A 26592-nucleotide genomic window follows, 5' to 3' on the forward strand; every position below is an offset into this window, starting at 1 on the left:
ACTACGAACAACTAACCACTAACAACTAACTACTAACAACTAACTACTAACAACTAACAACCAACAACTAACAACTAACAACCAACAACTAACAACCAACAACTAACAACCAACAACTAACCAATTTTCTCTTTTGGAATTCCTACGAGGGACAATCCAGCGATGACGCGTAAATTTTGGCTGCGGATTAATTCAGTAAAGTCTAGCCCAGTACGTCCTTCAATCTTGGCTACAGCCTCAATTGCGGATAACAAATGCTCGGCGGCTTCGGCTTCTGAGTAACCCCGGCGCTCTGCTATGCGAATAGCGGCTTCATCAGCATTAATCTCTGATTCTTGAGAACGATTCATTCGCCATATGCGAAGCAGTGCTAACCCGGTTAATCCACAAGCGACAACTATACCGACTGCATCTGCTTGGGCTGATTCTACAAATCCTCCTAAAAGACCTGCTACGGCTATACCTTGATAAATATCGGGCTTAAACCATTTGACTCCTATTAACCAACTCACAGTTCGTAAGAGCAACAGGTCACGTTGTGGTTTTGTCAAGCGACGCCATAAATCGAAGTTAATGTATATTGGTCTGTCTTGATTCCAAGGCAGTGGTAAGGAAGCGTCTATCACCTTTTGCTGTTCTGGCTTACTAACAATTTTTGTTAGCATGCGCCCAGAAGCAGGCATGATATCTATCAAACGGCGTATTTCAACATTTGGTTCCATCTTCAGCCAATTGTCATTTGTCATTTGTCATTTGTCATTAGTCCTTTATCACGGTTTTAACGTGTTGACAAATCTTTACAGAGTTTGGTTTTTCTCACTGACCGACTTAAGTAAAGCTTTTGATATACAGTAAGATTACCTTATTTATCTACATAATAGAAAAGTACAAGCCAAAACATTGTAAATAGTTATTTTTACTTAAACAAGTATTTATTGATTAATACAAATAATTATGGACGCTTTTACTCCTATTCCCCCTAATTGGACAACTCAAGCAACTCATGCTTATGAATTTTGCTGTCCTAAATGTCGCTCAAGTAGTTTAGAAGCCGTACAAGTCTGGATAAACCGTCGATCGCCTGTCTTAACCGAACAAAATCGGCGTAAATGGCAGGAGTTTTACGAGTGTCATTGTGGTTGTGCTTGGTGGGCTTGGAGTAGCGATCGCCCTCCAACTGATTTGTCTTCCTCACAGGATAATCCAATTTAGAAACATCAAAAAAGCCTGCCAAAGCAAGCTTTTTTTATCGGGACACAAGGTAGTGTTTCAAACACTACCTTGTGTCCTCCTATTGAGGAAGGGCTGCTAGAAGACAATCTTAGAAGGTGAAGGTAGTACGCAATGTACCTACGTATTCGGTATCGTTTCTATCATTATGTTCTGGGTTAAAGATAACTATAACACCAGGAGTAATAGAAATATTGTTGCTAAGTTGTAGTCTGTAAATACCTTCTAAATGATAAGAGGTGTCAGTATCTCTTAGAGCTCTGGTTCCACCACCTAAAGCATCCACTCTAGCTTCATTGCTTGTTACTTTAGGTGGTTGACCAAAGATAATACCTAGCAAGCTACCTTCTCTTCCAAAATCTCTGATACCCAAGCTAGCACCCCAGTACCATGCCTCTGCATCATCAGAAAAACCGACTCTTGTGGTGACGCCACCAGCAGTGGTGACACCAGAACTTTCAGCTATCGCTTGGGTGTAACCTCCCCAAGCAGAAACAGTTAGCCTGTTGGTGGGTCTGAAGGTAGCTTCTATACCGTAGTGGTTGCCTGTAGTAGGAACGTTGCCAAATGGTTGAGATGCTATATTGCTGCCGGTAGATTCAAACAGGTTTACACCAGCACCACTGGTGACACCACCAACAGTCCGTGCGGGATTTTGATAGCTGTGAGCATAAGTAAAACCAAGATTGAAGGCTTTGCTAGGCTGGAAACCTATTTGAGCTATAGCTGCATAGTTACCATCAAATAGACCGTCTCTATCTAATGGACTATTAGCTCTGTTACTATTCCCTCCTGCTAGGTAACCCAGCGAGACATTGAGAGCACCTTGAGGATTGATGGTGACCGTTGCACCCGCACCGCCTTGACCTTGACGGTAGATAGGGCTAAAACGACCGTAGCGGGAGATAGAACCCCGACCGGAACTTGCCAGGTCTGGGTGGAAAGTATTGATATTTTCGTAAAATTCACCACCAGTAGCGTCAATCTTAACGCGTATGGCTTCACCTAAGTTGAAGGAATAGTTGAGTTTATCAAGAACAACGTCGTTTTCGTCATTCCCATCGTAACCCAGACGGGTCATGTTGGTACCACTGACAGTATTATTTCCAACAATGTTTCTAGCTTGCAAACGAGTTTGCAATAGGTCTGAGCCAAAGAAACTGGAGTTCAAGCTGAGACGAACCCGGTCAGAGAAAGTAATGTTGCTATCCAAGTCTGACTGTGCTGCATTTGGGTCACGTCTCAATGCACGAGCGCCGATAGCAGCGTTGTCTCCAAAAACGTCTGACAAGCTGAAAATAGCTTCCCCAACTAGTTTGGTGGTGGTAGAGAATTGATTGGCTTCTAGTTCAGCAGTGCGAGCTTCTAGAGCATCCACACGACCGCGCAAAGTAGCCAATTCCGCTGAAAATTCTTCTTGCAAGCGCTGTAAGGTAGCCAGGTCTTCTTTCCGAACCAAGTCAGCAGTAGCTGTTGCAATCAGTTCGTTAACTCTGTCCAAACAAGCATTCAAACCTGCTGCAAACTCATAACGGGTCATAGCACGGTTACCGCGATAAGTTCCATTGGGGTAACCTGCTATACAACCGTAGCGTTCAACCAAGGATTGCAATGCTTGGAATGCCCAGTCAGTGGGTTGTACGTCAGAAAATTGAGAAACCGATGTAACCTGACCAAGACTTTCGTTTTGTTGTTCTAATTGAGCGACGGAAGTCACGTTTTCAGTGACTTCTCCGGCTAAAGCACTATTAGCTGTGAAGAATGTTGCAGCCAGAACAACCGGGCTTAACTTCAGCAATTTCCAAGGTAGTTTCGTCATATTTTTCGTCTCACTCACACCTACTAACTCAACCGTGATATAATCCCCAAAAATAAAAAAATTGGGAATTTACTACCGATCTTTAGTGAGAATTGTACCAGATGTTCGTAGTGATTAAAAGTTGCTAGAACCTCACTTCTCTATATTTATTTCTTATCTTGAAAACACAAAATCACGCGGCGCTTGTGGCGTAATAGAGTTCCTTCTTCTTCAAACTGCTGAAGAAGCCGCGTGACTGTTACTCTTGTTGTATTTAAGACTTCTGCCATTTCTTGATGGGTTACGTTTAGCTCTATTAACTTACCTTGTTCTACGTCACGACCAAACTTTTCACTTAACCAAACAAGAAACTGCCATAAGCGTAAAGAAATGGGTTTGCGATGTACTATACTTAGAAGCTCTTCTGCTTGTTGAATGTGAGACAGCAAGGCGTTAATATCTTGATTCCATAAATGAGGTGGAACAATGCTTGCTTCTACGCTAGTTAAACACTCTATCTGATATGGCTTAACTCTAGATAAGGGATGACCAACAAGCTCCCCGCTTCCCCAATAGCCTAAAGTAATAAATGTGCCATCTTCACTCCAGGTTAATGTCCGAACTGCTCCTCGCTCAATTCTCCACAGAACATCATTACGTGCTGGAATAATTTCACGCCGCGTGAACAAGCGTTGCGGCAGTTGACTGTTAGAAGTGGGACTAAGTGACTGAGACGTGTTTGGCGTGTGACTTGTGGAATATATCATGGTCGTGGGGTGTTTAGTAGAGTGGGATAGTTTAACTGAGCCAAGAGCCACAGGACATACCCTAAAATTTGCAAGGAGATGCTAACTCGCAGGTATTTGAAATCAAGCGTCTGATACCAGGAATTTTCTTTTGCCTTAACTTCAGTCAAAAGGTGGATTTCGGCACATAATAAATTTTGATACCGTGGAATCATCTTGCTTCTAGTCGTTGGTTCTGTAGTATATTTTTATTTGAAAAATATTTATTAAGAAAAGAGTTCAGCGGTAGCAAGTTGTGTATGAAATAATTTTTCTTACTTGAAGAAAAATTAGATTGGCAGTAGATAAAAATAGTCTACTGCCGATCGCACAATTAAACAACTCGCGATCTTGAGATAGCCACTACCGCCGGTTTAGGAGGAGCGTCAGGAGTTTTACTAGGCCAATTTGACCCAATAGGAACCTGGCGAGATTGTATAAATTCTTCACCTGTTGTTGTAGTTACAAGAAATTTTCTCGTCTCTGATTGTTGGTTTTTCCGAATTCCATTAGCCTCCCCTGGATGCTGTATTGCAAGAAACATTGTTTTCCTGTCTTCGGTAAAACAAGGTCCTGTTGTTTCACATTCCATCGGTCCGATGGCAAATAAGAAAGCCCTACCTGCATTTTCGCCACTTGTAGGAATATGCCACAGAGCATTATTTCCAAACAAACCAGAAATGCTAGCTGGTTTTCCATCTTTAATACGGGATTCTACTGAGTTATTCATCTTGCTAGTAGACATATCTGTTACCATCCAAACACTCCCATCGTTATCTAGTAACAAATTGTCTGGATTGGCGAAACCCATACCGCCTGCGGATGGTTCACCACCTGTGGCTAGCATTATCCAACGGAAATTCATGGCTGCAGGATCGCGCCCCTCTTCTTGCAATCGCATAACCCAGCCGTACTCATAAGGAGTTTCACCTTTGGGACCTTTGAAAACACCAGTATCAGGACCGCCCTCATCATCAGGCGATCCAGAAGTGAAACTAATGTAAAGGTCGCCGTTGGGGGCTATTTCCGTATCTTCAGGACGCGCCGTACAAGTTGCACCTGCTGCATTAGCTGCATAATGAGCATCAATTAAGATCGCTCCTTGTTTTTCCTCTGGAGTTCCTACGTATAGGTCTCCCAGTCGTTTGAACCGCTTTTTGTATTGAGCAATTTGCTCGTCTTGATTTGCTTCAAAATCACCGCCTTCAACACGGGGCGGAAGTTTCCGCAAGCTTCCCACGGCTTCTGCTTTTTGTACCGGACCTTTTGGTAAGCGAATGAGGTTTCCTGCAATCGTACTGGGAAGATCGGGATCGATAGGTGTATCCTCTTTGAGAGGAATCCAGCGACCTGTACCATCAGGATTAAATTTGGCTGCGTAAAGCATTCCTTGTGCAAGCAATCGGGAATTAGCTCGATCTTTGGGATCGCTGACTTTGTCGCGGCTGACAAATTTGTAGATATGTCCTCCCCTGCGATCGCAACCGGAGTAAAACGCGAGTGGTTTTCCTGCTTCTACCCGTACACCCACAGCTTCATGGTGATAGCGTCCCAACCACGTGTGTTTTGTGCCATAGTCATTGGGGTTAGCTGGATCGACTTCCACAATCCAACCATATTTATTTCCAGATAAACCGAAAACATTTCCCTGTCCGAAAAGTTCCTCATCACCCAGCGCAAAAGGTCGCTTTTCTGGCTCAAAGGATGTACCATCAGCATAGACTGGTTCTGGAACTTGAGCTTGGAAATTTTCCTCAGCACTGAGGACTGTACCCCAAGGTGTTGTTCCACCAGCACAGTTGGCGAAAGAACCGATAATGCGATCGCCCAACTTATCTACATATCCCAGTCCTTGTTTTTTGACAAATACTGCTACTGCGGGTCCGGTTGCTTTTAAATACCGCCCATCTTCTAACCCAGATACACCACTGATTCGTCTATCTGCCCCGGAGTTAGTGCGTTCCCACTTACCATCTGCTGTTTTGCGAATTGAGATAATACCCAATCCTTGATCCAAAAGGGCTTCCTTACTGATTTCTCTTATTTGAGCTTTGATTGCATCGTTTTCTGGTAATCCAAAGGCGTTCACCTCGTTTTTCCCAGATTTACTCGCTTTCAGTGCTGCTTTTACCTCATCAAACGGCAAAGATTTTCCAATCACCTGCTGATATGTTTGCATCCAAGGTATAGCGCTAATATACTCAAAATTAATTGATAGATATCCCTCGTTTTCCCCAGTTTGCACAAACGATAAGTAATCGTTATTGTAACCAAAACGAGAATCTCCTACCTTATCACCCCATGCAGCGATGACTTGGTACTCATATCCTTTTGGCAATATCAAATCATCTTTTACTTCATAGGTACTATACCACTGCTTTTGTTCTTCTGGTCGGAAACCAGCTGTTTCTAGGGGAATCGGACCTTTTATTGGGTTAAATGTGAATGTTACTTCTGTACTTTGCGTGGTAGGCTGCACTGCAACTTTTGTGTCGCATCCTCCCAGGGAACTCAGTGCAACTGTACCTGCACTTCCTCCCAACAACAGCAAGAAATCCCGACGTGTGATACTCATCTGCTTAATCAATTACACCATTGCCATCTGTAAGATAGCAAACAACTTTTATGCTGTTTCTGCCTAATGTAAAGGTGTAAGTTTAAGAACAGGTAAGCTTTTGATAAAATGTGTACTATTTAACAAATATTTAATTCTATTATTTTCTGTCTTTTCGATAAATATTTTTTATCAGTTGTCATCCTGTTTGAATTTTGAACTAAGTGTGGGGTTGACGATATCCATCACTCGTAGGGTGGGCTATGCCGGACAAAATCTTAATAGATTGTACAATACCTATCCCACACTACTTAAAATCTCTACGATCGTCAATATGTACTCTTTACCCAAATCAGACAGACCTATCAACCGGCAGAACTTTGATATAAAAATTTATACCAAAAGGAAGATACAACAGGCAGATCCAATCAAAACAATGCATTGCGAGCGGAAAAATTTTTCCTCCCTAAGCCCTACCCCCTACCCCCTATATTTCAATGTCGCTGACCCGTAACAATGTAAGCTACGCGTTGACCAATGTTAGTTGCATGGTCTGCCATTCGTTCCAAACAGCGAATTGCCAGGACAAGCAGTAAGATTGGCTCTATCACGCCGGGAACGTCTTTCTGATGTGCCAGGGTTTGATAGAGACGCTCATAAGCATTATCCACAGCATCATCCAGTCTCTTTATATACCGTCCACCCACATCATCCAAATCAGCCAATGCCACCAAACTCGTTGCCAACATAGCTTGAGCGTGATGAGACATAACAGCAATTTCTGGTAAAGAAGGATGAGATGGGTAAGGAAAAATTTTAATTGCAATTTCAGTCAAATCTTTGGCGTAATCTCCTATGCGCTCTAGATCGCGCACAAGCTGCATAAAAGCACTTAAACAACGCAAATCCCGAGAAGTAGGCGATAATTGGGTCATTATTGCCGCACAATCCGATTCAATTTGCCGATAAAAAGAATCAATTTGTTCATCTAATGTCGGAAGTTCCTCAGCTACAGTTAGGTTACGAGTAAATAGCGCTTGGTGACTCAGGCGAAATGATTGTTCCACCAGAGCACCCATACGCAATACATCTCGCTCCAATCGCCGAATCTCACGGCTCAGCTCAGGTCTTTCAGGGTTGGGACTGTGGAGGGGGACTTTCACACTTGTAGTCTCAATCATGAATATTTTATTAACTATAGTCTTGACTTTGAGAATTTGCCACAACGTTAGGCAGTTGAACCTGTAGCCATGCACCCCCTGTTTTAGGATGGTTCATAGCTTTTATAGAACCTCCATGAGCAAGAACTATCTGTCGAACGATTGCCAAACCTAAGCCACTACCAATAATTACCGATGACGAGAGATTATCTTTTATTGTGACACGAGAACGGGAGCGATCGCCCCTATAGAATCGTTCAAAAACGTGCGGTAGATCTGCTTCAGAAAACCCCGTTCCCGAATCAATAATATTAATCTCTAATACTGGCTCGTTTAGATTCTCATTCCCAGGGACTATTATAGCCTCTACTTCAATAGTTGTGCTAGGGGGGCTGTACTTAATACTGTTATCCAGCAAATTCAAAAACACCTGATAAAGTCGGGACTCATCAGCGTTAATCCAAAAGTTTTCCACACCTGAGTATGCTATCTGAATTTGCTGGCGCTGAGCCAAAGGTTCTAGGGTTTCCCAAGCAGAAGCAATGAGCGATCGCACTTCTACTAAGTTCCAATTAAGTTGGATAGTTGGGTTAGCTTCTAACTGGGTAAGTTCTAACCAACATTGCACCAAATTGATTAATCTGTCAACCTCTTGTAAAAGCCGACCAACCCATCGGTCTAGAGGTGATTTTACACGCTCTTGTAAAGTTTCGACAATCAAACGAATTGAAGTTAGAGGTGTTCTCAATTCGTGAGCGAGGTCAGAAAGAGCTAGTTCCCGTGCTTTAGTGAGATCCAGCAAAGGTTGTTGATTTTCTATAAATACACCCACTTGTCCTTTAGGTAAAGGCAAGCTCGTTCCTCGCAACATCAAAGACTTGACTTCTGAAATTGCGGCTGCATCCTCACAAGAAGGATGAAACTCCCACTGTTTCGCTTGCGGCTGTTGACAATTCCGTGTTTGCTCAATTAACTGATCCAGTTCGTAAGACCTGACTAACTCTAGCAGCAAGCGCACTTGACCTGGTTGCCATCTTTGCAGGTATAGCATTTTCTGTGCTTGGTCGTTACACCAAAGCAGCTGATTTTCCTCATCTACCTGCAAATAACCCAGTGGTGCAAACTCAAGCAAATCTTTTTGGGTTTGCAGCACCTGATGTAATTGTTGCCTTTGTTGCTTAACCAGTTTAATTTTGTGCCGCAAGTTAGGAATAAGTAGCACCACCCTACATGAGGGTACGGTTAGGGGTTGTAATATTTGAGCCAAGTAATTGTTCAGTTGAAACTGTTGCCACAACCAAAACCCAATACCAACCGCCAAACCCAATAAAAATCCCAATATAAGCATTGCTGGCTGCTAGCTGCTAGTTGTCTTATGTTCACTAACACACTAACGCTTCTATCAGCCAGAAACTAGTCATATTGTCAATTTTATTTACAGAAATTGTAAATATCCAACTTCTTAGAGAAGTCGGAGATCTAGCTGGATCTTGCAGCCCATCAAATTAACCAAACCTATATCCAAAACCTCTAACCGTCACAATATATTCCGGACGGCTGGGGTCAATCTCTAACTTTTCGCGCAACCAACGAATGTGAACATCTACAGTTTTACTATCCCCCACAAAATCAGGTCCCCAAACTTGATCCAGTAGCTGTTCCCTCGACCAGACACGGCGAGCATAGCTCATAAACAGTTCTAACAAGCGGAACTCTTTGGGAGATAAATTAACTTCGTGACCGCGTACAAGCACGCGACATTCTTGAGGATACAATGTCACATCCTTGTACTGTAAGACAGGCAGTTGAGGCAAAGTACTCAAACGCTGACGACGTAACAACGCTCGACATCGAGCAACTAACTCCCGCATACTAAAAGGCTTGGTGAGGTAATCGTCTGCACCTACTTCCAGCCCAAGAACGCGGTCTGTTTCGCTACCTTTTGCGCTTAACATCAAAATAGGTACTGGATTTCCCTGATAACGAAGTAAGCGACAAATATCCAATCCGTTGATTTGAGGTAACATCAAATCTAAAATAACCAGATCGAAGGGTGACTCGCCCGAGTTTGGCTCGAAATTTTTCAAGTATTCTACGGCCAAGCGCCCATCAGAGGCAGTCAGCACCCCATAACCTTCTTCTTCCAACGCAAGAACAAGCATTTCCCGGATGAGTTCCTCATCTTCCACTACTAAAATCCGGCTTCTTTGTCCGATTTCTGCTGTATGTGGATACTTAGTCGATTCGCTAGTAAACATTGATATCACAGAGTTGAGTGGTTACGCCTGTATCAAACAAATTATGCAGTTTCAGTGAAATTACGCTCTAAATACTCGCGTTTTGTTTTGCAAAATGTAATATATGTAACTTCTTCCAATTATAAACCAACGTAACGCCAGCGCCAAAATTGTTTTTGACTTTTTTGCTTTTATTTAGAAAGTAAAAGAGCAGCAAGTAACCTTATTTCAGCACATTGCTTATTGAAAAAACTTGCTGAACTTCACAATTGCTCAAGACCGTTAATAAATTGATATATTCTGAAAACTTTATCTATTTAATTGTAACAGGCAGAACATCATTGATTAATCTCTCAAGTAGAAAACAACCTTCATATAAACCAATCGCTGGTCACTGGTCACTGGTCACTGGTCACTGTCAAAAGCTTGACAGCCATAAATCACTTTGAGTATATTTATTTAGTACAATAGTACTAAAAACAGCTGAGCATTTCTCATCTCAGACTGTGTTTTCTCATTTCAGTATTTTTACTGCACTTACAAAGCATACTCCAAGGCTACCCTGAACTTAATACTGGGTAAGTTTTGGTATGACTTGCTACTTAGATAACCAATGTAGATTCAGGAGATGAAATATGACAGTAGCTGCATCAAAAGAAAGCAAACAACAACTTATGCAAACATTTCAGCAAATTCTTGCAGACAGGAAAAAGTTAGAGTTAAAAATAGCTACCAAGCAAGAAGAAGCCGAAAAAGTAAAAAATACACAAATTTTGGAAGCTGTTTCTACATATACAGTTGACAATATTGTTAAAGGGCTAGCAGATTTACAATTAGAGTTTGGTAGCATTGTCAATTCCTTATCTGAAAAATTAGCAAAAGAGACTTCTAAACTAGATGAATTAAATCAGGCAATAGAGATTGAAACCAAAAACTTGCAAGAACTTCAAAAGATTAGAGTCGTAGCAGATACTCTCGATATTCTTACCAAAGAGCATCAAGAAAAATTAAAAATTCTAGAACAAGACATTGCCAGTAAAAGAGAATTATTAGAAAAAGAAGTAGCCAATGGACGTAAAGATTGGCAAAAAGAACAAGCAGAGTATGAAGAAGCTATCAAAGCTTATAATGATTTACTAACGAAGGAAAGAACCTTAGAAGAAGAGGAATATCAGTATAAATTAGAAAACTCTCGAAAAATTAATGCCAATTCCTATGAAGCTAAAAAACGGACTTTAGAAAGAGAAATACAAGAAACAACACAAGAAAAAGATAAAAATTGGGCAGAGCGAGAAAAAATAATTACTAAAAATAAACCTTTGTTTGACGAGTATCAAAAGAAAATTGCTACTTTTCCAAATGAATTAGAAGAAGCTATTAAAAAAGCAAGAGAAGAAGCTATTAAAGAAACCAGCCAGAAAACCAAAATTGAAGCCGACCTGTTGGAAAAAGAATGGGAATCTACCAAACAAAGTTATGAATTAAAAATTCAATCATTGGAAGAGACTATTAAGAAGCAATTAGAGCAAATAGAAACTATTTCTACTCAACTACAAACAGCGTTGAAACAAGCTCAAGACTTAGCAATGCGGGCTTTTGGAAATAGTTAATGGCTAATGGCTAATGGTTAATGGCTAATGGAAAAAAATTAGCAATTAGCAATTAGCAATTAGCAATCAGCAATTAGCAATTAGCAATTAGCAAAGGAGATATATTGTGCCAGCAAAAAAACCAAACGATAAAAATACAAAGGCTGAGATTCTTCAAGCTTATGAAGAATTAGCTAAAGAAAAAGTAGAACTGAAATCTCAACTTGACCGATTACATAAATCAGCAAATTCTGTTAATAGTTCAGTTACTAAAGACGAGACAAAAATAGAAACAAAACCAACAATTATGAATCAAGCCTCTAATGTTCAGCAAAAAATGAATTCCACAATTGAAAGCTTAGTAAAAATCCAGTTGGGTTTTGGTAGTGCGGCAAGCGAATTGTCAGAACAACTGACGACAAGAGCATCTAAGCTAGAAGAAATCGGTAAATCCTTGGAAACTGAAAGTCAAGAGTTAAAACAATTACACGCTTTAGAAGTATCAGAAGACACTTTGGATAACCTCATCGCCACCTACGAAGAGAATTATAAAGCCTATCAAGAAGAGTACAATCAGCAATACGAAACATTATCACAAGCAATTCAAGAGCAAAGAAAAGCTTGGGAAAAAGAACAAGAAGAACACAAACGCTCGATAAAAGAAAGAAATGAAAATCTTAATAAAAATCGTCAAAGAGATGCATCGGAATACAAGTACGATCTAGAGCTTCGGCGTAAATTAGAAACCGAAGAATACGAACAACAGCAAAAAGCACTATATAAAGAATTGGATGAATCCAGACAAGAAGTCGAAAAACAATGGGCTGAGAGAGAAAAGATTATCTCAGAGCAAGAAAAACAGTTTGAAGAATCTAAAGCAAAAGTAGAAGCTTTTCCTAAAGAAAAAGAAGCAGCGATTAAAAAAGCTACAGAAGAAGGCAAAGGTATTGCCCATTATCAAGCTAAGATAAAATCAGATATGTTTGCCAAAGAAGTGGAAGGTCAAAAGCGCTTTTACGAACAGAGATTACAATCTTTGGAACAAACTATCGGCAATCAGGAATCTCGCATTCAGAACCTTTCCAAACAACTTGAATCTGCTTTGAAACAAGTTCAGGATTTGGCTGTTAAAGCTATTGAGGGAACTGCAAATGTCAATTCTTATCAAGCTATGAAAGAAATTGCTTTAGAACAAGCTAAAAGTCAAGTGAAGAATAAATAACTGGGATAGTGGTTAGTTGTTAGTGGATAGTGGATAGTAGATAGTGGTTAGAACTATCAACAACTAACCACTAACAACCAACAAATTCTTTACTTACTAGCACCAGACTCTGTTTTCTTCGGTTTTGTTGGTTTTGGAGCTTTTTTAATTTGCTTAGATTGCGAACCCTGTTTTGGTGTAGTCATATTTTTAACTGTTGAAGTACTGATATATCTATCTACATTTTGCTGACAATTGATTCCGGATTGGACTGAAAGTTTTATTTAGGCAATTAGATATCGCGAACTGCAAACAAATCCCTATGATGAGATAATCATTATGATAAGAGCGCTATAACTCCATCAGGGGAATCTTTATGAGTAACGCACAACCAGTAGAATTACCTCTCTGGGTACGAGATCGAGAAGAAGTAATTGCGATGGATGCTTCGGTTGAATGGCGAGAGGGAAGACCAGATTATTCCCATACTAATCAATTCCGCGAACAAGAGCGCCAGTGCAACCATGCCGAAGGTTCTCTGAATGCGATCGCTCACAATCTTGTAAGAACTTTTGAGATGGAAGCCACCCACAAAATCAATCCACAACAATGGCTTTCTGTTGTTACTGAGAAGTTTCGCATGAGTACCAATGGAGGCAAACAATACACAGCGCAAGATGTAATAGATGTCGGGACTTACAACCTCTTTTTAGGGGACACAGAACATTATCGTTCAACCGAGGAAACCTTTGATTCCTCCTATAACCTCTTTCATACAGCTTTTCCGGAAGGATTTCATTGGGAATTAATCGCAGTGTTATCCCCACCGCCCAATGTTGTCTTTAAGTGGAGACATTGGGGGCAATTTAAGGGGAAGTTTAAAGACTTTGCTCCTACAGGTGAAACGGTAGAAATAGTTGGATTAAGTGTTGCTAGTGTTACCGAAGAACTGAAAATCGAATCAGTAGAACACTTCTTTGATAACAGTGCTTTTCTCAACAAATTAACCACTTCTAAATGCCCCTTTCACTCTTGAGGAAGTGGATGAAGTGTAGCCTTAAAAAGGGGGAAATCCTTAAAGTCCCCTTTTTTAGAGACGCTACTGCATTCGGGAGCTAGTTCTGCCTCAGGGTTAGCCCGACAAGGGTGAACTGGCATTCGGGTTAGCGACTTGTAGCAAGTGGCGCAATACTACAAGGGCTGAGACATAAATTCCAAAACAAGTAGGTTGGGTTGAGGAACGAAACCCAACATCTAGAAGCATTTGTTGGGTTTCGCTGTCGCTCAACCCAACAAAGCTAAAATTCTCAGCCCTTGTAGTATTGGCAAGTGGCGTAAATTTACTCCCTTCCCGCTTTAAAATTTCAATCATCTTGTAGGTCATCTTCTGGCGGGGAGGGAGTAGGAGGCTCTCAAAAATAAAGTTCAGTAAAAAAGAAAAATAGAGACGCTTTCTTCGCACGTCTCTATTGGAGAGGAAACCCATTAAGTGAAAATTTAAAATTTTAAATAAAAATTTTTATATAATTGTAAAACTATTTAGAATTTTTCAAACGCAATTTACTTAATAATTTTTTGATGCTCTTTAGCAATTTTTGGATATTGAAGCTTTCAAAACTGAATACACTAGATTCAGTTCTCAGTGGTCTGCCATTATTGGGAATTTTTCGACGTTTCATAGTGGGTTATTGATTTTTTCTTACATACTGAGATACACGATCGCCAATTCACATTCCGGAAAATTAAAAAATAACCGGCTGCAAGCCGGTCGAAAAACGTGAAAACACCTTCGACCTTTACTGGGTTACGCAAAGGTAGAAAAATCTATATTTGGTGGAATATCTTGAATACGTCCTTGTCCTACTGCACGCAATGCTTCTCTTAAAGAAATATCACCAGTGTACAAAGCACGCCCAACAATAACGCCTGTGACGCCTTGAGGTTCTAAAGCTAACAGACTTAACAAGTCTGTTACAGAACTTACGCCACCAGAAGCAATGATAGGTATGGTAACAGTAGCTGCGATCGCACGCAATGCTTCTAGATTGGGTCCGGAAAGAGTCCCATCCCGATGAATATCGGTGTAAATAATAGCGGCGGCTCCCAATTCTTGCATCTGTACAGCCAATTGTGAAGCAGAAACTTCTGAAGTTTCCAGCCAACCACGAGTTGCAACTAGCCCGTTACGAGCATCTATACCAACAACAATTTGTCCGGGAAACTCTTGGCAAAGTTGTTGTACAAGTTGGGGCTGTTCTACAGCTACGGTTCCTAAGATGACTCGCTGCACCCCCAGATTGAGTAACTGTTTTGCTGTAGAGTGTTCCCGAATTCCTCCACCAACTTGAATTGGTACGGAACAAGCGGATGAGATCGCCTCAATCGCTGCTAAGTTAATTGGCTGACCTGTTTTTGCGCCGTCAAGATCGACGACGTGCAATCTGGTAGCACCTTGCTCAACCCACTGTTTGGCAACTTCAACGGGGTTCTCGTTGAACACTTGGGATCGCTCGTAGTCACCTTGGTATAGCCGTACACAGCGACCTTCTAATAAATCTATTGCTGGGATAATTTCCATAAGGGTTAGGGGTTAGTTGTTAGTGGTTAGTTGTTGGTTGTTAGTGGTCACTGGTCACTGGTCACTGTTTCCCTTCATCACAGCCTCACGAAAACCGAGCACAATTAGGATGTTAGAAAGCGTCAAAAAAAGTTCTGCACCGCCATGCAGCCAATCAACGTTTGCCAGAGTATTACCATAGTGTACTTGAGCATAAATCCCCGCCGGGATGGTAACGGCAACAAAAACGAGAGTGCCATAAAATCCATACAGTGCCAAACGAGGCGTTGGCTGAATACGGCTGAGATACCACAAGAAACCCAAGTATGGAAATAGGGAAAGGGCAAAAAGGGTTTCTTTTGAAATCATTGCTTTTCTGGAGAGTAAGGATTGGGGAGTGGGGAGTAGGGAGTTGTTTTGGTACGATAGGAACGCCAAATCCAAAAAGCGGCTGCCCAAAGCGTAAAATTACCTATTAAGGTCATGGTAGCTTGTAGAGTGACCAGCCATTCTAGAGATTTTGCGTTGTCAAAATAATGCCAGGTACAGGCACACATAGCGCTGACGAGGGCGGGTAACATCGCAAAGGATAACGCCCCCCAAGTACGGTTTCCTGTTACTTGCCCGTACTTCCAGATTAACCAAATAGCGGCAATCCACTCAATAACGCTAGATATATGAATAATCCAAGTTGGAATCGAAAGAGCATGCATAGGAGTCAATAGTCAATAGTCATTGGTCTTTTTAAGAAAAAATTGATAATCTAAAATCCAAAATCTAAAATCCAAAATAAAACAATGCGGGTTCTGTTATCTGGGTATTACGGTCAAGGTAACGGTGGGGACGAAGCCTTATTAGCAACACTTCTACAAATGCTACCACCATCAGTCACACCTGTGGTTCTCTCTGGTAATCCCAAAGAAACAAGCGATCGTTATCATGTGGAAGCACGGGAGCGCATGAAAATTTCCCCTGTTATACAAGCTTTGCGCTCTTGCGACGCTTTTATCTGGGGTGGTGGCAGTTTAATTCAAGATACCACTAGCCTTATCAGCCCTTTTTATTATGCGGGAATTATGGCGGTAGCTCAAAGAATGGGTTTAAAAACAGTTGCTTGGGGACAGGGGATCGGTCCGTTGAAGCGTCCTATCACTCGTTGGTTAGCACGGCAAACTTTTAGTGGTTGTACAAAAGTAAGTGTCCGCGATCGCACTTCTGCTGCTATGCTTACTGATTGGCATGTTCCTTGTATTTTGGCTCCCGATCCGGTGTGGGCTTTGGAAAGTAAACCAGTTCCTAAACTCTGGGATTTGCCTGCTCCTAGAGTTGCAGTGACACTAAGAAGGCACCCCGATTTAACAGAAACACGTCTTGCCAACTTAACTCGCGCCTTGGTTGATTTTCAAAAAGCAACACAAACTTTTATATTGTTGCTACCGTTTCAGCAAAGTGAAGATTTAGAAATAGCTCAAGCCATACAACCAAAACTTGAAGGTGTCAGCCAAATAATGTCCTTAAAAGAACCAGAACTTTTAAAAGGAGTTTTTCGCGGTGTAGAAATGGCAATTGGGATGCGCTTGCACAGCTTAATTATGGCTGCATCAGAAGGGTGTCGCTGCTTTGCTCTCAGTTACGATCCCAAAGTCAATCGGTTGATGGAAGATTTAGAGATGCCGGGATGGAATTTAGCAACTTTGCCTGATGACCCTAATGTGATTAGTAAAACATGGATCGAGCATTATGCCAATGGTGACCCATTATCTACAGATAAAATACAGTCGTTAGTAGATAGAGCGCTTATGCACCGCGAGGTTTTGAAAGAAGTTTTAGAATAATAACAGCCAACTCACTTTTTCTCCCATGACTACTGTTACCCCTAAACGCTTCACTTTAGATGAGTATCATCGTCTCATGGAATTGGGATTTCTGACAGAGGATGACAGAGTGGAGTTGATTAGGGGAGAATTAATACAAATGGCAGCAAAAGGTACGCGACACTCTGTTTCTAACACAAAGTTATCCAGAGAATTAGAGAGATTGCTAGGGGATAGAGTTGTTATCCGCGTACAAGAGCCTGTGGTACTACTCCCAAATAACGAACCCGAACTCGATGTTGCGATCGTGCGGGGACAAGCTGACGATTATTTACTGAACCATCCTCAACCTGAAGATATTTTCCTAGTTATTGAAGTAGCTGATTCTTCTCTTGACTGTGACCAGAATACAAAACAGGAACTATATGCTGAAAATAAAATTCAAGATTATTGGATTGTTAATTTAGTAGCTAATCAATTAGAGCGTTACAGTCAGCCTTATCTTGATGAGTAAGGAAAGTATGGCGATCGCTTAAAGCAGATTGCTTTGCGAAATGAATCGGTCACAATTCCATGTTTTTCCGATCTATCTTTGGATTTGGATAAAGTTTTTCCTGGCTTGGGGAAACAGAGGTAAAATCCTCCGAAGGGAGTTTGCTGCCTATAAAAAAGATTCGATATTGGATAAATTATCTGCCTCCTAGCTCTTGTTGTTACTTCATCAGGGTTTTTATGCTATGAAGGCTAATAAAAATGATATGAGACTCAGTGTAGCGTATAATCCGAAATGGCGCAACCTCAGTTTGAATTTTAATATGTTCCTGCGAATTTGGATACACTCTTTATAGGAGAATTGCAGTCAATGGAGCCAGAAGTATTTTTGGAACAGAGCAATGTAATACCCTTAACCAAGGCACTGATAAAAGTGCTAAACGATAAGCCTAATGCTAGCGATCGCCTAACTCTTCTAAACAATGCTGGAATTAACTCAGCTTGGATAGGTAATTTAAGGCTTGAGTCACAACCTAACACATTGGCTCCTTCACTAGTAGCAGCATTCAAAGCCTACCGTATTTCCCGTGGGCAGCCAGACTATCACCCAATGGTTAAACTCCTAGAACATCTTAGTGAGTTCATTGAAAGTTATGGACTTTCTGACGAAGAGGTAGATCTATTTAGTCGGCTCATTGACCAGGGTCAGGAGAACTTCAAGGCTTTAAAGGTTCGCAGTGCCGTTGGCAGAATCGAGTCGCCTAAAGGAAATGGCATTGGGACAGGAGTACTATTAGAAAAAAATCTTTTGCTAACCTGCAATCACATTTTTAGCAAAACTCAAGTGCAGCAAGCTTGGGTACGCTTGGGTTACAAAACAGGAAGTTATGGACTTGAAGATATCTTTGAACTTGACATGAAATTTGTCTGTTTCCACAACCGCCTCGACTATGCCTTGGTTCGTATTAAAGGAGAACCGCCTCAACAATCAATTGTCGTTCGTAACTATACTTTCTTGAATGATGGTCAAGATATACGCCTCATACATCACCCGTTGGGAAAACCAGTAGTGATTTCCGATATAGGAAAGATCGTGCAGGTAGGAGAAGATTATATCGACCATAACATTAGCGCCGATGAAGGTTCTTCCGGAGCGCCAATTTTTAACACCCAGTGGGAATTGGTAGCGATTCATCGGGGTCATTCCGGTATTGGTCGTTCTGTGCTACAAGGAATATTAGCAGGCATTCCTATGTATTCTATCAAGAATCATATGCCATTAAATTTAGTTTAATTCGACAGAAACAAAATTTTATGAATAAGATTTTTCAGAGTTTATCTGAAAGTTTCAGCCGTGAGGCTAGGAAGTATAAAGCTCTTTTCCTACCAAAACATCGCGTTGACATAGAATACGATGATACACCCATTAATGCAGGGGAAGCCTATTGCCGTATTTGGCTAGAGGATATGAACATAGCTAAAGATGTGGACTGGTTCAAACATCGTTATCCAGTGGTTCATGCTGCTGTTCGTTTCAATCATGGCGGAGAGTTAGTGACCATTCCTTATCTAGCAGCCCCAGGACAATTGAATGACTTAGGAAGCAACGATTTGCATAAAGTTATTCAGGATCGATATGCTCTCACTCCCCTGTTTCCATTTAATCAAGGTTTGGTAGAGTTGCAAGCTGGATTGTTCAGCATGGCTGCTACTGACTCTATTGGCAAGTTTATCGAGACGATGGGAAGATTTGCCAAATTGTTACCTGTACCTGAACTATCAAGTGTTCTGAATTTTGCAGAACCTGTGTATCGGGGAATTGAAGATTTATTTAATATTGGAGAGCGGCGGTTAGAGCTAGGCTATCAACAAACTTTCTCTGATGCTGACGGAGGTAGTAGCAATTATTTGAGAGAAGGTTATTTTGCTGTCATTTTAGCGGAGGAACATGAAATTAATAGTGATACTCTTTGCGTGGTGAATGATAACCTGCGAGTTGGCTCTCCCGGAACTACTAAAGTGTTTATCCGTGATAGTAAACCTTTCAAAGGTTATAGCTATATGCTGTTTCGTATAGAAAAGCGCAAGCAGCAAGATTGGGAGTCGTTGCTAAGCATAAAAGAACTAGTTGAGCAAGCCCAAGATGGTGTTTTGTTAGGGGAATATGAGAAAGTAAAGAAATTTCTTTTGCCTGCCATAAAAACTGCAATTTATCGCAGTCCTGATTTGACCAAAGCTGACCGCAAGCAGATGGTGTTGAAAATTGAAGATTTCATGCAGGAGTTGGGGTTACAAGCAAGAAGCGTACATCAGCCCTCGCTTTTCGCCATCATGCAGCGTCCCTTACCTCCCATTGATGCAGAGACAGAGGCTGAGCTAGATGCTCTTGAAAAGCTGCTAGAAAGTTAGACTTAGTTCTATGTAAGATACCAGAATCATAAATTAAACATAATATGACTAAATAGATGGAATTTCTCACGTATGTGGAGCGCAGTCAGCTTCAGCAAATTTTGATTAATAATAATTACCTTCAGGCAACTGATGCCACTTCTCGTCGTGACTTTTTAGAGAATTGTGGTTTGTATCAGCACTGTAACTCAGTTGAATTGGATAAAAAGTTGCGCTTTTATATTCCTAATTTATGCAACCTATTATCCAAAGTATATATTGAAGTAAATGGTGATAATAAATTAGGTTTAATTGTATTTTTGGATAATATTATTTTGTTCAACTTTCTTTTTCAATTAATAGAAGAGGAGAAAGTATTTATTCAAGACGTCATTAAAAAATATGAAGATTGGAAAGATAATTATCATAATAATTATCACAACCAAAAACGGAATATAATCACTGACAAATTAGCTCAAGCTCGTCAGAACACTTCTCCTGCCATAGGCATTCAACCCTCTGCTAAGATTGACCGTAATATTATTATTAACTTTGATTTAAAAGAACTCATATTAAAATTCAGTAAGCAAATTAAATATGAGGGAGCATTTGCTTTCTCGGTAGGAGGTGATGTATTACTTTTAGAGCAATACATTATTGAGCGGATTCGACGCGAATTGAATCAAACCACACAGCGTCATACTGAGAGGTTTGACGTACAACTTTATCGAAGCACTATTATTAACCATCAAGATATAGAACGCGATTTTCTTAATAAATACGAGTATGATTGCCTTACCAATGTGTTTGGATATCAGGTAAATACTGACATAATGCTGATTGTTTGGAATTTTGATATTCCCCAAAAGAACATGAAATTGTTAGCTAAATCATTTTGGACAGAATTGAGCGAACGTGTCATACCATTTTTAGCAAATCAAAGTCGTTGTTTTGTTTTAGTTTGGGCGAACGTAGGTAAAAAGCCTCTAGAAGGATTTACAGTTTTACCAACTCCAGATAAATTTGAATTTACGGAGTTAGAAGCTTGGTTTCGTAGCCAACTTAGAAACGAAGGAGTTCCAAAAGAGCGTATTGACTATTATCTCAATAGACTAAAAAAACAATGTGGAAATTTAGTAGGTACCTATCGGGAAATGAACCACATTATCCAAAATTTATAAGGAGGTTACGGACTCTATGGATAATTTGGCAAGGTTTTTTATCGGTAAAGGAGAGGTTCACGATAAACCCTTTTCTGATGCATGGAAAGAGAAAGAACCTTACATTGCCTCTAAATCGCTAACCGACGCAGTCAACACTGCTCTTTACCTCAGTCGTCCTTTGTTGTTGGAAGGCGATCCAGGCTGCGGTAAAACTCGATTGGCATATGCCGTTGCTTATGAACTCGGTTATCCCCTCTATACTTGTTATCTGCGCTCCACAAGTCGAGCTCAGGATTTACTCTATGACTATGACGCTTTGGGTCGGTTGTATGACATTCAAGAGGGAAAAACAGCACGCGAGCTGATTCAAGCTTTAGAACGTCCGACAAGTAAGGCTATAGAGCGTCCGACTAAAGCAGCTTTATCACGACAAAAGTATGTCACTTTAGGAGAGCTAGGAGAGGCAATTAAGCAATCCCAAAACGATATTCCCTCGGTAGTACTAATTGATGAAATTGATAAAGCGGATATCGACTTTCCCAATGACTTGCTGCTGGAACTAGATCGGCTGCAATTCCAAGTTAAAGAAGTGCCGGAGATGAAGTTTGATGCCTTGAAGGGCAAAACCCGGAAGGAACGGAGAGACTTTTTGCCGCTTATTATTATCACTAGTAATCGAGAGAAGGAATTGCCCAAACCTTTCTTACGGCGTTGTTTATATTACTATATTGAATTTCCAGATCGGAATATCCTAAGGGAAATCCTCAGGAGCCATTTTCAACCCAAGCTCACTACCTTGTTTGAAGTTGCCGTCAAACAATTTTGGGAATTGCGGGGAGTATTAAAGAGTTGGGATAAAATACCGGGAACTAGCGAATTTTTGGATTGGGTAAGGATGTTGGAACGAGATGAGCAGATTAACAAAGTTACAGCAAAGGAATTAGAAAATACGCGTCCGGTGAACTTACCTCATTTAGAAACTCTGGTTAAAACGCTGAGAGATCGCGATGCCCTCAAGAATTTGAGAATCAAGAATGGCTAAGCTAAATTCTTTACTGTTACAAGTCTTTGAGAAGTTGCGCGGACAAGGCGTGCCACTAGGGGTATCAGACTATTTAGTGGCAATTGAGACAATTCAAGCAGGGGTAGGATTGGAAGATGCTGCTAGTTTCAAAGGATTGTTTCGCTTGCTTTGGGCAAAATCACATGAAGACCAAGAGCTATTCGATTTGGCTTTTGCACAATTAGTAGAACCCCAACTGCAAACCATCTCTGTACCTGAACCTACTACTCCCACCAGTCTCACTCCTTCATCTACCGTTCCTGAGTTAGCCCCGGATTTACCTGAGTTAGAACCTAGTCAGCCTGAACCAAACCTACAACAAGAGCTAAAGCCAAAACAAGAACCCCAAAGGTCAGGGGTCACCTTGGCTTCTAGGTTTGAGAATCAATCATTTGTGTGGAACACTGAGCTAATCGAGGAACCACATTATTATCAGTTAATGCCTCGTTTGCCTATTAGTAAGCGCGATATGGCAAAGGTATGGCGGCAACTGCGCCTTCCTCAACGAGTAGGTATCCCAGAAGAATTGGATGTGGAAGGTACGATTAACAGTATCTGTCGCACCAGCTTCTTACTGAGTCCGGTGTTGCAGCCCCGCCTTTCTAACCAAGCACGACTGGTGGTATTAGTAGATCAGCAGGGTTCTATGGCTCCCTTTGCACCCCTAATTGAGGCAGTAATTGAGAGTATTTTACGGGGAGGATTACTGGGGAAGCTCAGCCTCTACTATTTTCACGATTGCCCCGAAGGATTCCTTTATCAACGCTCTAGCCTAACCAATGCCCTGCCTCTGGAAGCCGTTTTAGATGAGCAAGCCAAGGGCAATAGAGTACTAATTGTTAGCGATGCGGGGGCAGCCCGAGGTTATTACGATAGAGGGCGAGTAGTGACTACTAAAACCTTTCTCAAAACCCTAAGTGCCTACACTTACCGCTACGCTTGGCTCAATCCCATGCCTCAAAATCGATGGATTACAACAACGGCAGAAGATATCTCCTGCATGGTGCCAATGTTTTCTTTAGATCAACAGGGGTTGAATGATGCAGTAAATATTTTGCGGGGTCATCCTTTTCCTACAGGAGTTGGTCTTGATGAGTAACACCCTTGAAGCAATTATTAATGCTCCGAGTGTGGTAAGGGAACAATGGCTGTCTCTTGAATTGGCAGTGCAGGAAGTATTGTCATTTGAACAACGCTTTGGTGCTAAACATTTGATACTTGCTTGCCATGCTGCTTTGCCGCTAATTTTAACACCAGAACTCCTCAATTTAATTCACATCAATTTTTTAGAAGAGGAACAAATTCCTTGGGTTGCTGAAGTGGATTTTCTCCTCTCACCTTTGTGTCGTTCTATTGATGATGGTTTATATGAAGTAGAGCCATCAATACGAGAAGTATTGCTAGTGGAGCTAGAAAATCGGTTTGGTTTAGAATGCCCCTTTGGGTTAGCCAATTTTTTACAGTTCTACTTAGCTCATAAATCTGGCTTGAAACAACGTTCAGAAGTCACTCGCATTCAAAAGTGGATTGCTCAAGCTTATATCTCTCCCGATAAGGTTGTTGAAGAACTGACTAATTTGCTGGAATCAAGCTTATCTGAAGAAAATCATCTGCTCAGCCTACAAGAACAAATCCAATTTACTACGACAGTAGAACTACTTGGTGAGCCACTTGAGAAATCTAAGTGTCAACAAAAGTATAAATATTTGGTCAATAATTCACGAGTTTTGGCTGAAATTATTTATGGAGATGAGCAAAGATTACAGGAAATAATTCAGAACAATGAAGTAGAGCAACAGATACGAGAGGGAGCAGCTATAGAGCTTTCACCGCTCCTTCTCAGGCAGTTATGTATTACAGATACAACCTCACAAATATCAAATGCCTCAACAACAAACATTTCTCCAATCAATGATATCTCTCCACCAATCGATATCCCCCAAATTGATGTTACTATACCTGAATGGCTGGAGAAATACCTTACAGAGGCGTCTTCAACGACTAATGAGCCAGTAGATGATAACACAGCCTTAATCGCAAGAGCATTTATTTTTGCATATCAGTTGTATCAAGGTCAGTATCGACGCTCAGGAGAACCTTACATTGGTCATCCTGTCGCTGTCGCGGGTATACTACGGGATCTCGGTGGTAGTCCTGCTATGATAGCAGCTGGCCTACTACATGATGTAGTGGAAGATACAAATGTCACGATTGAAGAAATCGAGCAGCGCTTCGGTATTGAAGTTCGGCAATTGGTGGAAGGTGTAACAAAGCTTTCTAAAATTAACTTTAAAAGCAAGACTGAAAGCCAAGCAGAAAATATTCGTCGAATGTTCTTGTCAATGGCGCAAGACATTAGAATAATTGTAGTGAAGTTGGCAGACCGCCTGCACAATATGCGGACTCTAGAACATCTTCCCGAAGATAAGCGCAAAATCATTGCTTTAGAAACACGAGAAATTTTTGCGCCTCTAGCGAATCGGTTGGGGATCTGGCAGATTAAATGGGAATTAGAGGATTGTTCCTTTAAGTACTTAGAACCCGAATCTTATCGAGAAATCCAAGAGTACGTAGCCGAAAAACGAGGAGCGAGAGAAAAGAGATTAGCAAGTGTCGCTGAGACTTTGCGGAATCGTTTGGTAGAAGCGGGAATTAAATGCCTTGATATCATCGGGCATCCAAAACACCTCTACAGTATCTTTCAAAAGATGCAGCGCCAAAATAAAGAATTTCACGAAATATACGATTTGGACACGTTGCGAATTATTGTAAATACTAATGAAGAATGTTACCGTGCTGTAGCAATAGTACATGATGCTTTCCGCCCGATTCCTGGGAGATTTAAGGATTACATTGGACTGCCCAAGCCAAATCGTTACCAGTCATTGCATACAGGCGTAATTAGTCCGTGGGCGCGTCCTCTAGAAGTGCAAATCCGGACGTTAGAAATGCATCGGATTGCTGAGTATGAAAATGCAGCCGAATGGGAGTATTTGGAAACTGGCAGTTTAAGCAGTTTAAGTAAGACCATGCCAACAGCAATATATGAAAAGTTTACTTGGTTGCGGCAGTTACTAGAATGGCGGAATTACCTCAACGATGCTCAAGAATATTTTATCCCAGTTAGTTGGAACCTTGGAAACGAACGTTATCTTCGTCCTCAGACTTACTTAGTGAATATTCAGATTGAAGCTCTTGACCGCGTAGGAGTGCTCAAAGATATTCTTTCACGGTTGGGTGAGCAAGGTATTGTAGCCCGCCATGCTCAGGTGAAAACGACTAACGCTCAACTAGCATTGATTGACTTGGGGATCGAGATACCCGACACATCACAACTAGAAGAAATATTCACCCAAATCAAAAAATTGAGCGATTTTTTGATTGTACGCCGCCTCGGTTTAGAAAATTATAATGATATTGTAGGCTAAAACTATAACAAGACTTTCACTACGTAGTGCCATGTTGTAACCTCTGATTTTCCAGTTACCGCACTTCATCTCGTCTAAACTGAACTTCACCCAAGTAAAAAGAGCTAACTGTTGTCCAGAAAGGCTTTTAACGTTTGTTTGATTCGCTCTTAGAGGATACGAAATTGTCACAGGAGCTTGCAGAGCGATTTTGAGGTATTGCTTTCACATTTTTTAGCCTACCACAGATGTGCCAATCGTTTCATACATACCTCACATGGGTACACTTATATTTGCGATCTTTTGCCAAATTCATTGTTGAGTAAGGGTTTTAAAGTTTTTTGATACATTTATACCAAAAAAGTCAGTCTAAAGCTCGGTTGGATGTGACGCACAAGAAAACATTGCCAGCGTTGTTACTGAGATTTATCAATCTTTTTGATTGGTGTGAAGATACAAGTGTAAGTTAATTGTTCGAGCTTGCTTTAACCATCACTCTTGGCATCATTATTGTTTTTTTGTTCCATAAGATAATCACAAATACGGTGAATTTGTTGGCTATTCTCAGCAACAAGCTGCATGGCTTGAGTGGTAACTGTCATTAATTCAGTTAAGCGATCGATACGTTGCTCTAACTTACCAAGAATTGCAACGTTTTCTAAAGTTTGTCTTTCTATACGTATAAGCATATCATCATGCTTGGCAACCGTTTCAACGGTGCTCGTAGCTATTTGTGCAACCTGTGTCATAAGTGGAGCTAACTGATTTAGCATTTCAGCATGGGTTGCTAGCATTTGTTCTAAACGCTCTAGTCTGTTTTGCGATCCGTTCTGTGTCATACTGCTTCCCCTATCTTTTGCTCTTCCTTTTCAGAAAGTGGTTTAAATGCATCAAAATATCCCTCTTTCCACAATTGCTCAATCGCCTTTTCCGCCAAGCCCATCCTTAGACCTTTACCGTTTCTCCAGCAACGCTTATGGTAATTAACCCGGTACGATAAAAGCTGGTAAATAATTATACCACAAACTACTATTTCGTATATTTCGCTTTTTTCGGATATTGCGATTTTGTCTTGTCGAATTAGAATATCACTAGCAAACACAATAACAGGATTTTCCAATTCCTGTCTTTATCACAGGAACAAGTAATCTGAC

Annotated in this window: 24 protein-coding genes and 1 pseudogene; 12 read left to right on the forward strand and 13 right to left on the reverse strand. The window is 41.0% G+C overall.

The window, feature by feature from the left end:
• Positions 1 to 116: 116 nt before the first annotated feature.
• Entirely contained in the window at positions 117 to 722 is a 606-nt protein-coding gene (locus tag F7734_RS22160) for a DUF3318 domain-containing protein (protein WP_155746743.1), read from the reverse strand.
• A 232-nt stretch (positions 723 to 954) separates the two neighbouring features.
• Between F7734_RS22160 and F7734_RS22165 the strand changes: the two genes are divergently transcribed.
• On the forward strand, positions 955 to 1212 hold the full coding sequence (locus tag F7734_RS22165; RefSeq protein ID WP_155746692.1) for a hypothetical protein: 258 nt from the start codon (positions 955 to 957) through the stop codon (positions 1210 to 1212).
• Between the two features lie 109 nt (positions 1213 to 1321).
• Here F7734_RS22165 and F7734_RS22170 read toward each other — a convergent pair whose 3' ends face one another.
• The 6 genes from F7734_RS22170 to F7734_RS22195 all read right to left on the reverse strand — a co-directional run bounded on the left by F7734_RS22170 (position 1322) and on the right by F7734_RS22195 (position 9785).
• Entirely contained in the window at positions 1322 to 3049 is a 1728-nt protein-coding gene (locus F7734_RS22170) for an iron uptake porin (RefSeq protein WP_155746693.1), read from the reverse strand.
• Between the two features lie 146 nt (positions 3050 to 3195).
• The gene (locus tag F7734_RS22175; protein WP_155746694.1) at positions 3196 to 3795 is read right to left on the reverse strand and encodes a Crp/Fnr family transcriptional regulator; all 600 of its coding nucleotides are present in this window, start codon (positions 3793 to 3795) and stop codon (positions 3196 to 3198) included.
• A 352-nt stretch (positions 3796 to 4147) separates the two neighbouring features.
• The gene (locus F7734_RS22180) at positions 4148 to 6388 is read right to left on the reverse strand and encodes an alkaline phosphatase PhoX (RefSeq protein WP_155746695.1); all 2241 of its coding nucleotides are present in this window, start codon (positions 6386 to 6388) and stop codon (positions 4148 to 4150) included.
• 473 nt (positions 6389 to 6861) lie between these two features.
• A complete protein-coding gene (phoU, locus tag F7734_RS22185; protein WP_155746696.1) occupies positions 6862 to 7548 on the reverse strand; it encodes a phosphate signaling complex protein PhoU in 687 nt (228 codons plus the stop codon).
• 10 nt (positions 7549 to 7558) lie between these two features.
• Positions 7559 to 8875, reverse strand: coding sequence for an ATP-binding protein (locus tag F7734_RS22190; protein ID WP_155746697.1), 1317 nt, complete (start codon positions 8873 to 8875; stop codon positions 7559 to 7561).
• Positions 8876 to 9032: 157 nt separating this feature from the next.
• On the reverse strand, positions 9033 to 9785 hold the full coding sequence (locus F7734_RS22195; protein WP_155746698.1) for a response regulator transcription factor: 753 nt from the start codon (positions 9783 to 9785) through the stop codon (positions 9033 to 9035).
• Positions 9786 to 10399: 614 nt separating this feature from the next.
• On the opposite strand from F7734_RS22195, the gene F7734_RS22200 reads away from it, so the two are divergent.
• The 3 genes from F7734_RS22200 (at position 10400) to F7734_RS22210 (ending at position 13590) form a co-directional block, all read left to right on the forward strand.
• Positions 10400 to 11374, forward strand: coding sequence for a hypothetical protein (locus F7734_RS22200; RefSeq protein WP_155746699.1), 975 nt, complete (start codon positions 10400 to 10402; stop codon positions 11372 to 11374).
• Between the two features lie 106 nt (positions 11375 to 11480).
• Complete coding sequence (locus F7734_RS22205) at positions 11481 to 12575, forward strand: hypothetical protein (RefSeq protein ID WP_166482066.1); 1095 nt, start codon at positions 11481 to 11483, stop codon at positions 12573 to 12575.
• Between the two features lie 355 nt (positions 12576 to 12930).
• Positions 12931 to 13590, forward strand: coding sequence for an ester cyclase (locus F7734_RS22210; protein ID WP_155746700.1), 660 nt, complete (start codon positions 12931 to 12933; stop codon positions 13588 to 13590).
• Positions 13591 to 13686: 96 nt separating this feature from the next.
• Here the strand turns inward: F7734_RS22210 and F7734_RS22215 are convergent, their stop codons facing one another.
• The 4 genes from F7734_RS22215 to F7734_RS22230 all read right to left on the reverse strand — a co-directional run bounded on the left by F7734_RS22215 (position 13687) and on the right by F7734_RS22230 (position 15824).
• Positions 13687 to 13926: a hypothetical protein gene (locus F7734_RS22215; RefSeq protein ID WP_155746701.1), complete on the reverse strand. Its 240-nt coding sequence runs from the start codon at positions 13924 to 13926 to the stop codon at positions 13687 to 13689.
• Between the two features lie 432 nt (positions 13927 to 14358).
• Positions 14359 to 15132 (reverse strand): 1-(5-phosphoribosyl)-5-[(5-phosphoribosylamino)methylideneamino]imidazole-4-carboxamide isomerase, encoded by a 774-nt coding sequence (gene hisA / locus F7734_RS22220; protein WP_155746702.1) that lies wholly within the window; start codon positions 15130 to 15132, stop codon positions 14359 to 14361.
• Positions 15133 to 15186: 54 nt separating this feature from the next.
• Positions 15187 to 15480 carry a DUF3593 domain-containing protein gene (locus F7734_RS22225; protein WP_155746703.1) on the reverse strand — a complete coding sequence of 98 codons (294 nt, stop codon included), beginning with the start codon at positions 15478 to 15480 and terminating at the stop codon, positions 15187 to 15189.
• On the reverse strand, positions 15477 to 15824 hold the full coding sequence (locus F7734_RS22230) for a DUF2499 domain-containing protein (protein WP_155746744.1): 348 nt from the start codon (positions 15822 to 15824) through the stop codon (positions 15477 to 15479). Before F7734_RS22230 ends, F7734_RS22225 begins: the two co-directional genes overlap by 4 nt.
• 84 nt (positions 15825 to 15908) lie before the next feature.
• Between F7734_RS22230 and csaB the strand changes: the two genes are divergently transcribed.
• From csaB to F7734_RS22270, 8 genes and pseudogenes are all read left to right on the forward strand, one after another.
• Positions 15909 to 16946, forward strand: coding sequence for a polysaccharide pyruvyl transferase CsaB (gene csaB, locus F7734_RS22235; RefSeq protein ID WP_155746704.1), 1038 nt, complete (start codon positions 15909 to 15911; stop codon positions 16944 to 16946).
• A 25-nt stretch (positions 16947 to 16971) separates the two neighbouring features.
• Positions 16972 to 17562, forward strand: a pseudogene (locus F7734_RS22240) (Uma2 family endonuclease).
• Positions 17563 to 17787: 225 nt separating this feature from the next.
• Positions 17788 to 18711, forward strand: coding sequence for a trypsin-like peptidase domain-containing protein (locus F7734_RS22245; RefSeq protein WP_155746705.1), 924 nt, complete (start codon positions 17788 to 17790; stop codon positions 18709 to 18711).
• Positions 18712 to 18731: 20 nt separating this feature from the next.
• Positions 18732 to 19826 carry a hypothetical protein gene (locus F7734_RS22250; RefSeq protein ID WP_155746706.1) on the forward strand — a complete coding sequence of 365 codons (1095 nt, stop codon included), beginning with the start codon at positions 18732 to 18734 and terminating at the stop codon, positions 19824 to 19826.
• Between the two features lie 74 nt (positions 19827 to 19900).
• Positions 19901 to 20986 (forward strand): hypothetical protein, encoded by a 1086-nt coding sequence (locus F7734_RS22255; RefSeq protein WP_207714174.1) that lies wholly within the window; start codon positions 19901 to 19903, stop codon positions 20984 to 20986.
• A gap of 16 nt (positions 20987 to 21002) precedes the next feature.
• Positions 21003 to 22010, forward strand: a complete 1008-nt coding sequence (locus F7734_RS22260) for a MoxR family ATPase (protein WP_155746708.1) — start codon at positions 21003 to 21005, stop codon at positions 22008 to 22010.
• Positions 22003 to 23130, forward strand: a complete 1128-nt coding sequence (locus F7734_RS22265; protein ID WP_155746709.1) for a hypothetical protein — start codon at positions 22003 to 22005, stop codon at positions 23128 to 23130. The genes F7734_RS22260 and F7734_RS22265 overlap by 8 nt, the downstream gene beginning before the upstream one ends.
• A gap of 817 nt (positions 23131 to 23947) precedes the next feature.
• On the forward strand, positions 23948 to 25459 hold the full coding sequence (locus F7734_RS22270) for a RelA/SpoT family protein (RefSeq protein ID WP_347566260.1): 1512 nt from the start codon (positions 23948 to 23950) through the stop codon (positions 25457 to 25459).
• A 464-nt stretch (positions 25460 to 25923) separates the two neighbouring features.
• On the opposite strand, the gene F7734_RS22275 is transcribed toward F7734_RS22270, so the two are convergent.
• Together F7734_RS22275 and F7734_RS22280 are read right to left on the reverse strand one after the other, a co-directional pair.
• Positions 25924 to 26277 (reverse strand): hypothetical protein, encoded by a 354-nt coding sequence (locus F7734_RS22275; protein WP_155746710.1) that lies wholly within the window; start codon positions 26275 to 26277, stop codon positions 25924 to 25926.
• The gene (locus F7734_RS22280) at positions 26274 to 26558 is read right to left on the reverse strand and encodes a hypothetical protein (protein ID WP_155746711.1); all 285 of its coding nucleotides are present in this window, start codon (positions 26556 to 26558) and stop codon (positions 26274 to 26276) included. The genes F7734_RS22275 and F7734_RS22280 overlap by 4 nt, the downstream gene beginning before the upstream one ends.
• Positions 26559 to 26592: the final 34 nt, after the last annotated feature.

Source organism: Scytonema sp. UIC 10036, assembly GCF_009725235.1.

Bases quoted from the DNA above. Each gene is read 5' to 3' on its own strand.
- F7734_RS22160 (WP_155746743.1), bottom strand. From the start codon at position 722: ATGGAACCAAATGTTGAAATACGCCGTTTGATAGATATCATGCCTGCT.
- F7734_RS22210 (WP_155746700.1), top strand. From the start codon at position 12,931: ATGAGTAACGCACAACCAGTAGAATTACCTCTCTGGGTACGAGATCGA.
- F7734_RS22195 (WP_155746698.1), bottom strand. From the start codon at position 9,785: ATGTTTACTAGCGAATCGACTAAGTATCCACATACAGCAGAAATCGGA.
- F7734_RS22245 (WP_155746705.1), top strand. From the start codon at position 17,788: ATGGAGCCAGAAGTATTTTTGGAACAGAGCAATGTAATACCCTTAACC.
- F7734_RS22170 (WP_155746693.1), bottom strand. From the start codon at position 3,049: ATGACGAAACTACCTTGGAAATTGCTGAAGTTAAGCCCGGTTGTTCTG.
- F7734_RS22275 (WP_155746710.1), bottom strand. From the start codon at position 26,277: ATGACACAGAACGGATCGCAAAACAGACTAGAGCGTTTAGAACAAATG.
- F7734_RS22175 (WP_155746694.1), bottom strand. From the start codon at position 3,795: ATGATATATTCCACAAGTCACACGCCAAACACGTCTCAGTCACTTAGT.
- F7734_RS22260 (WP_155746708.1), top strand. From the start codon at position 21,003: ATGGATAATTTGGCAAGGTTTTTTATCGGTAAAGGAGAGGTTCACGAT.
- F7734_RS22190 (WP_155746697.1), bottom strand. From the start codon at position 8,875: ATGCTTATATTGGGATTTTTATTGGGTTTGGCGGTTGGTATTGGGTTT.
- hisA (WP_155746702.1), bottom strand. From the start codon at position 15,132: ATGGAAATTATCCCAGCAATAGATTTATTAGAAGGTCGCTGTGTACGG.
- F7734_RS22225 (WP_155746703.1), bottom strand. From the start codon at position 15,480: ATGATTTCAAAAGAAACCCTTTTTGCCCTTTCCCTATTTCCATACTTG.
- F7734_RS22180 (WP_155746695.1), bottom strand. From the start codon at position 6,388: ATGAGTATCACACGTCGGGATTTCTTGCTGTTGTTGGGAGGAAGTGCA.
- F7734_RS22165 (WP_155746692.1), top strand. From the start codon at position 955: ATGGACGCTTTTACTCCTATTCCCCCTAATTGGACAACTCAAGCAACT.
- phoU (WP_155746696.1), bottom strand. From the start codon at position 7,548: ATGATTGAGACTACAAGTGTGAAAGTCCCCCTCCACAGTCCCAACCCT.
- F7734_RS22200 (WP_155746699.1), top strand. From the start codon at position 10,400: ATGACAGTAGCTGCATCAAAAGAAAGCAAACAACAACTTATGCAAACA.
- F7734_RS22230 (WP_155746744.1), bottom strand. From the start codon at position 15,824: ATGCATGCTCTTTCGATTCCAACTTGGATTATTCATATATCTAGCGTT.
- csaB (WP_155746704.1), top strand. From the start codon at position 15,909: ATGCGGGTTCTGTTATCTGGGTATTACGGTCAAGGTAACGGTGGGGAC.
- F7734_RS22265 (WP_155746709.1), top strand. From the start codon at position 22,003: ATGGCTAAGCTAAATTCTTTACTGTTACAAGTCTTTGAGAAGTTGCGC.
- F7734_RS22215 (WP_155746701.1), bottom strand. From the start codon at position 13,926: ATGATTGAAATTTTAAAGCGGGAAGGGAGTAAATTTACGCCACTTGCC.
- F7734_RS22250 (WP_155746706.1), top strand. From the start codon at position 18,732: ATGAATAAGATTTTTCAGAGTTTATCTGAAAGTTTCAGCCGTGAGGCT.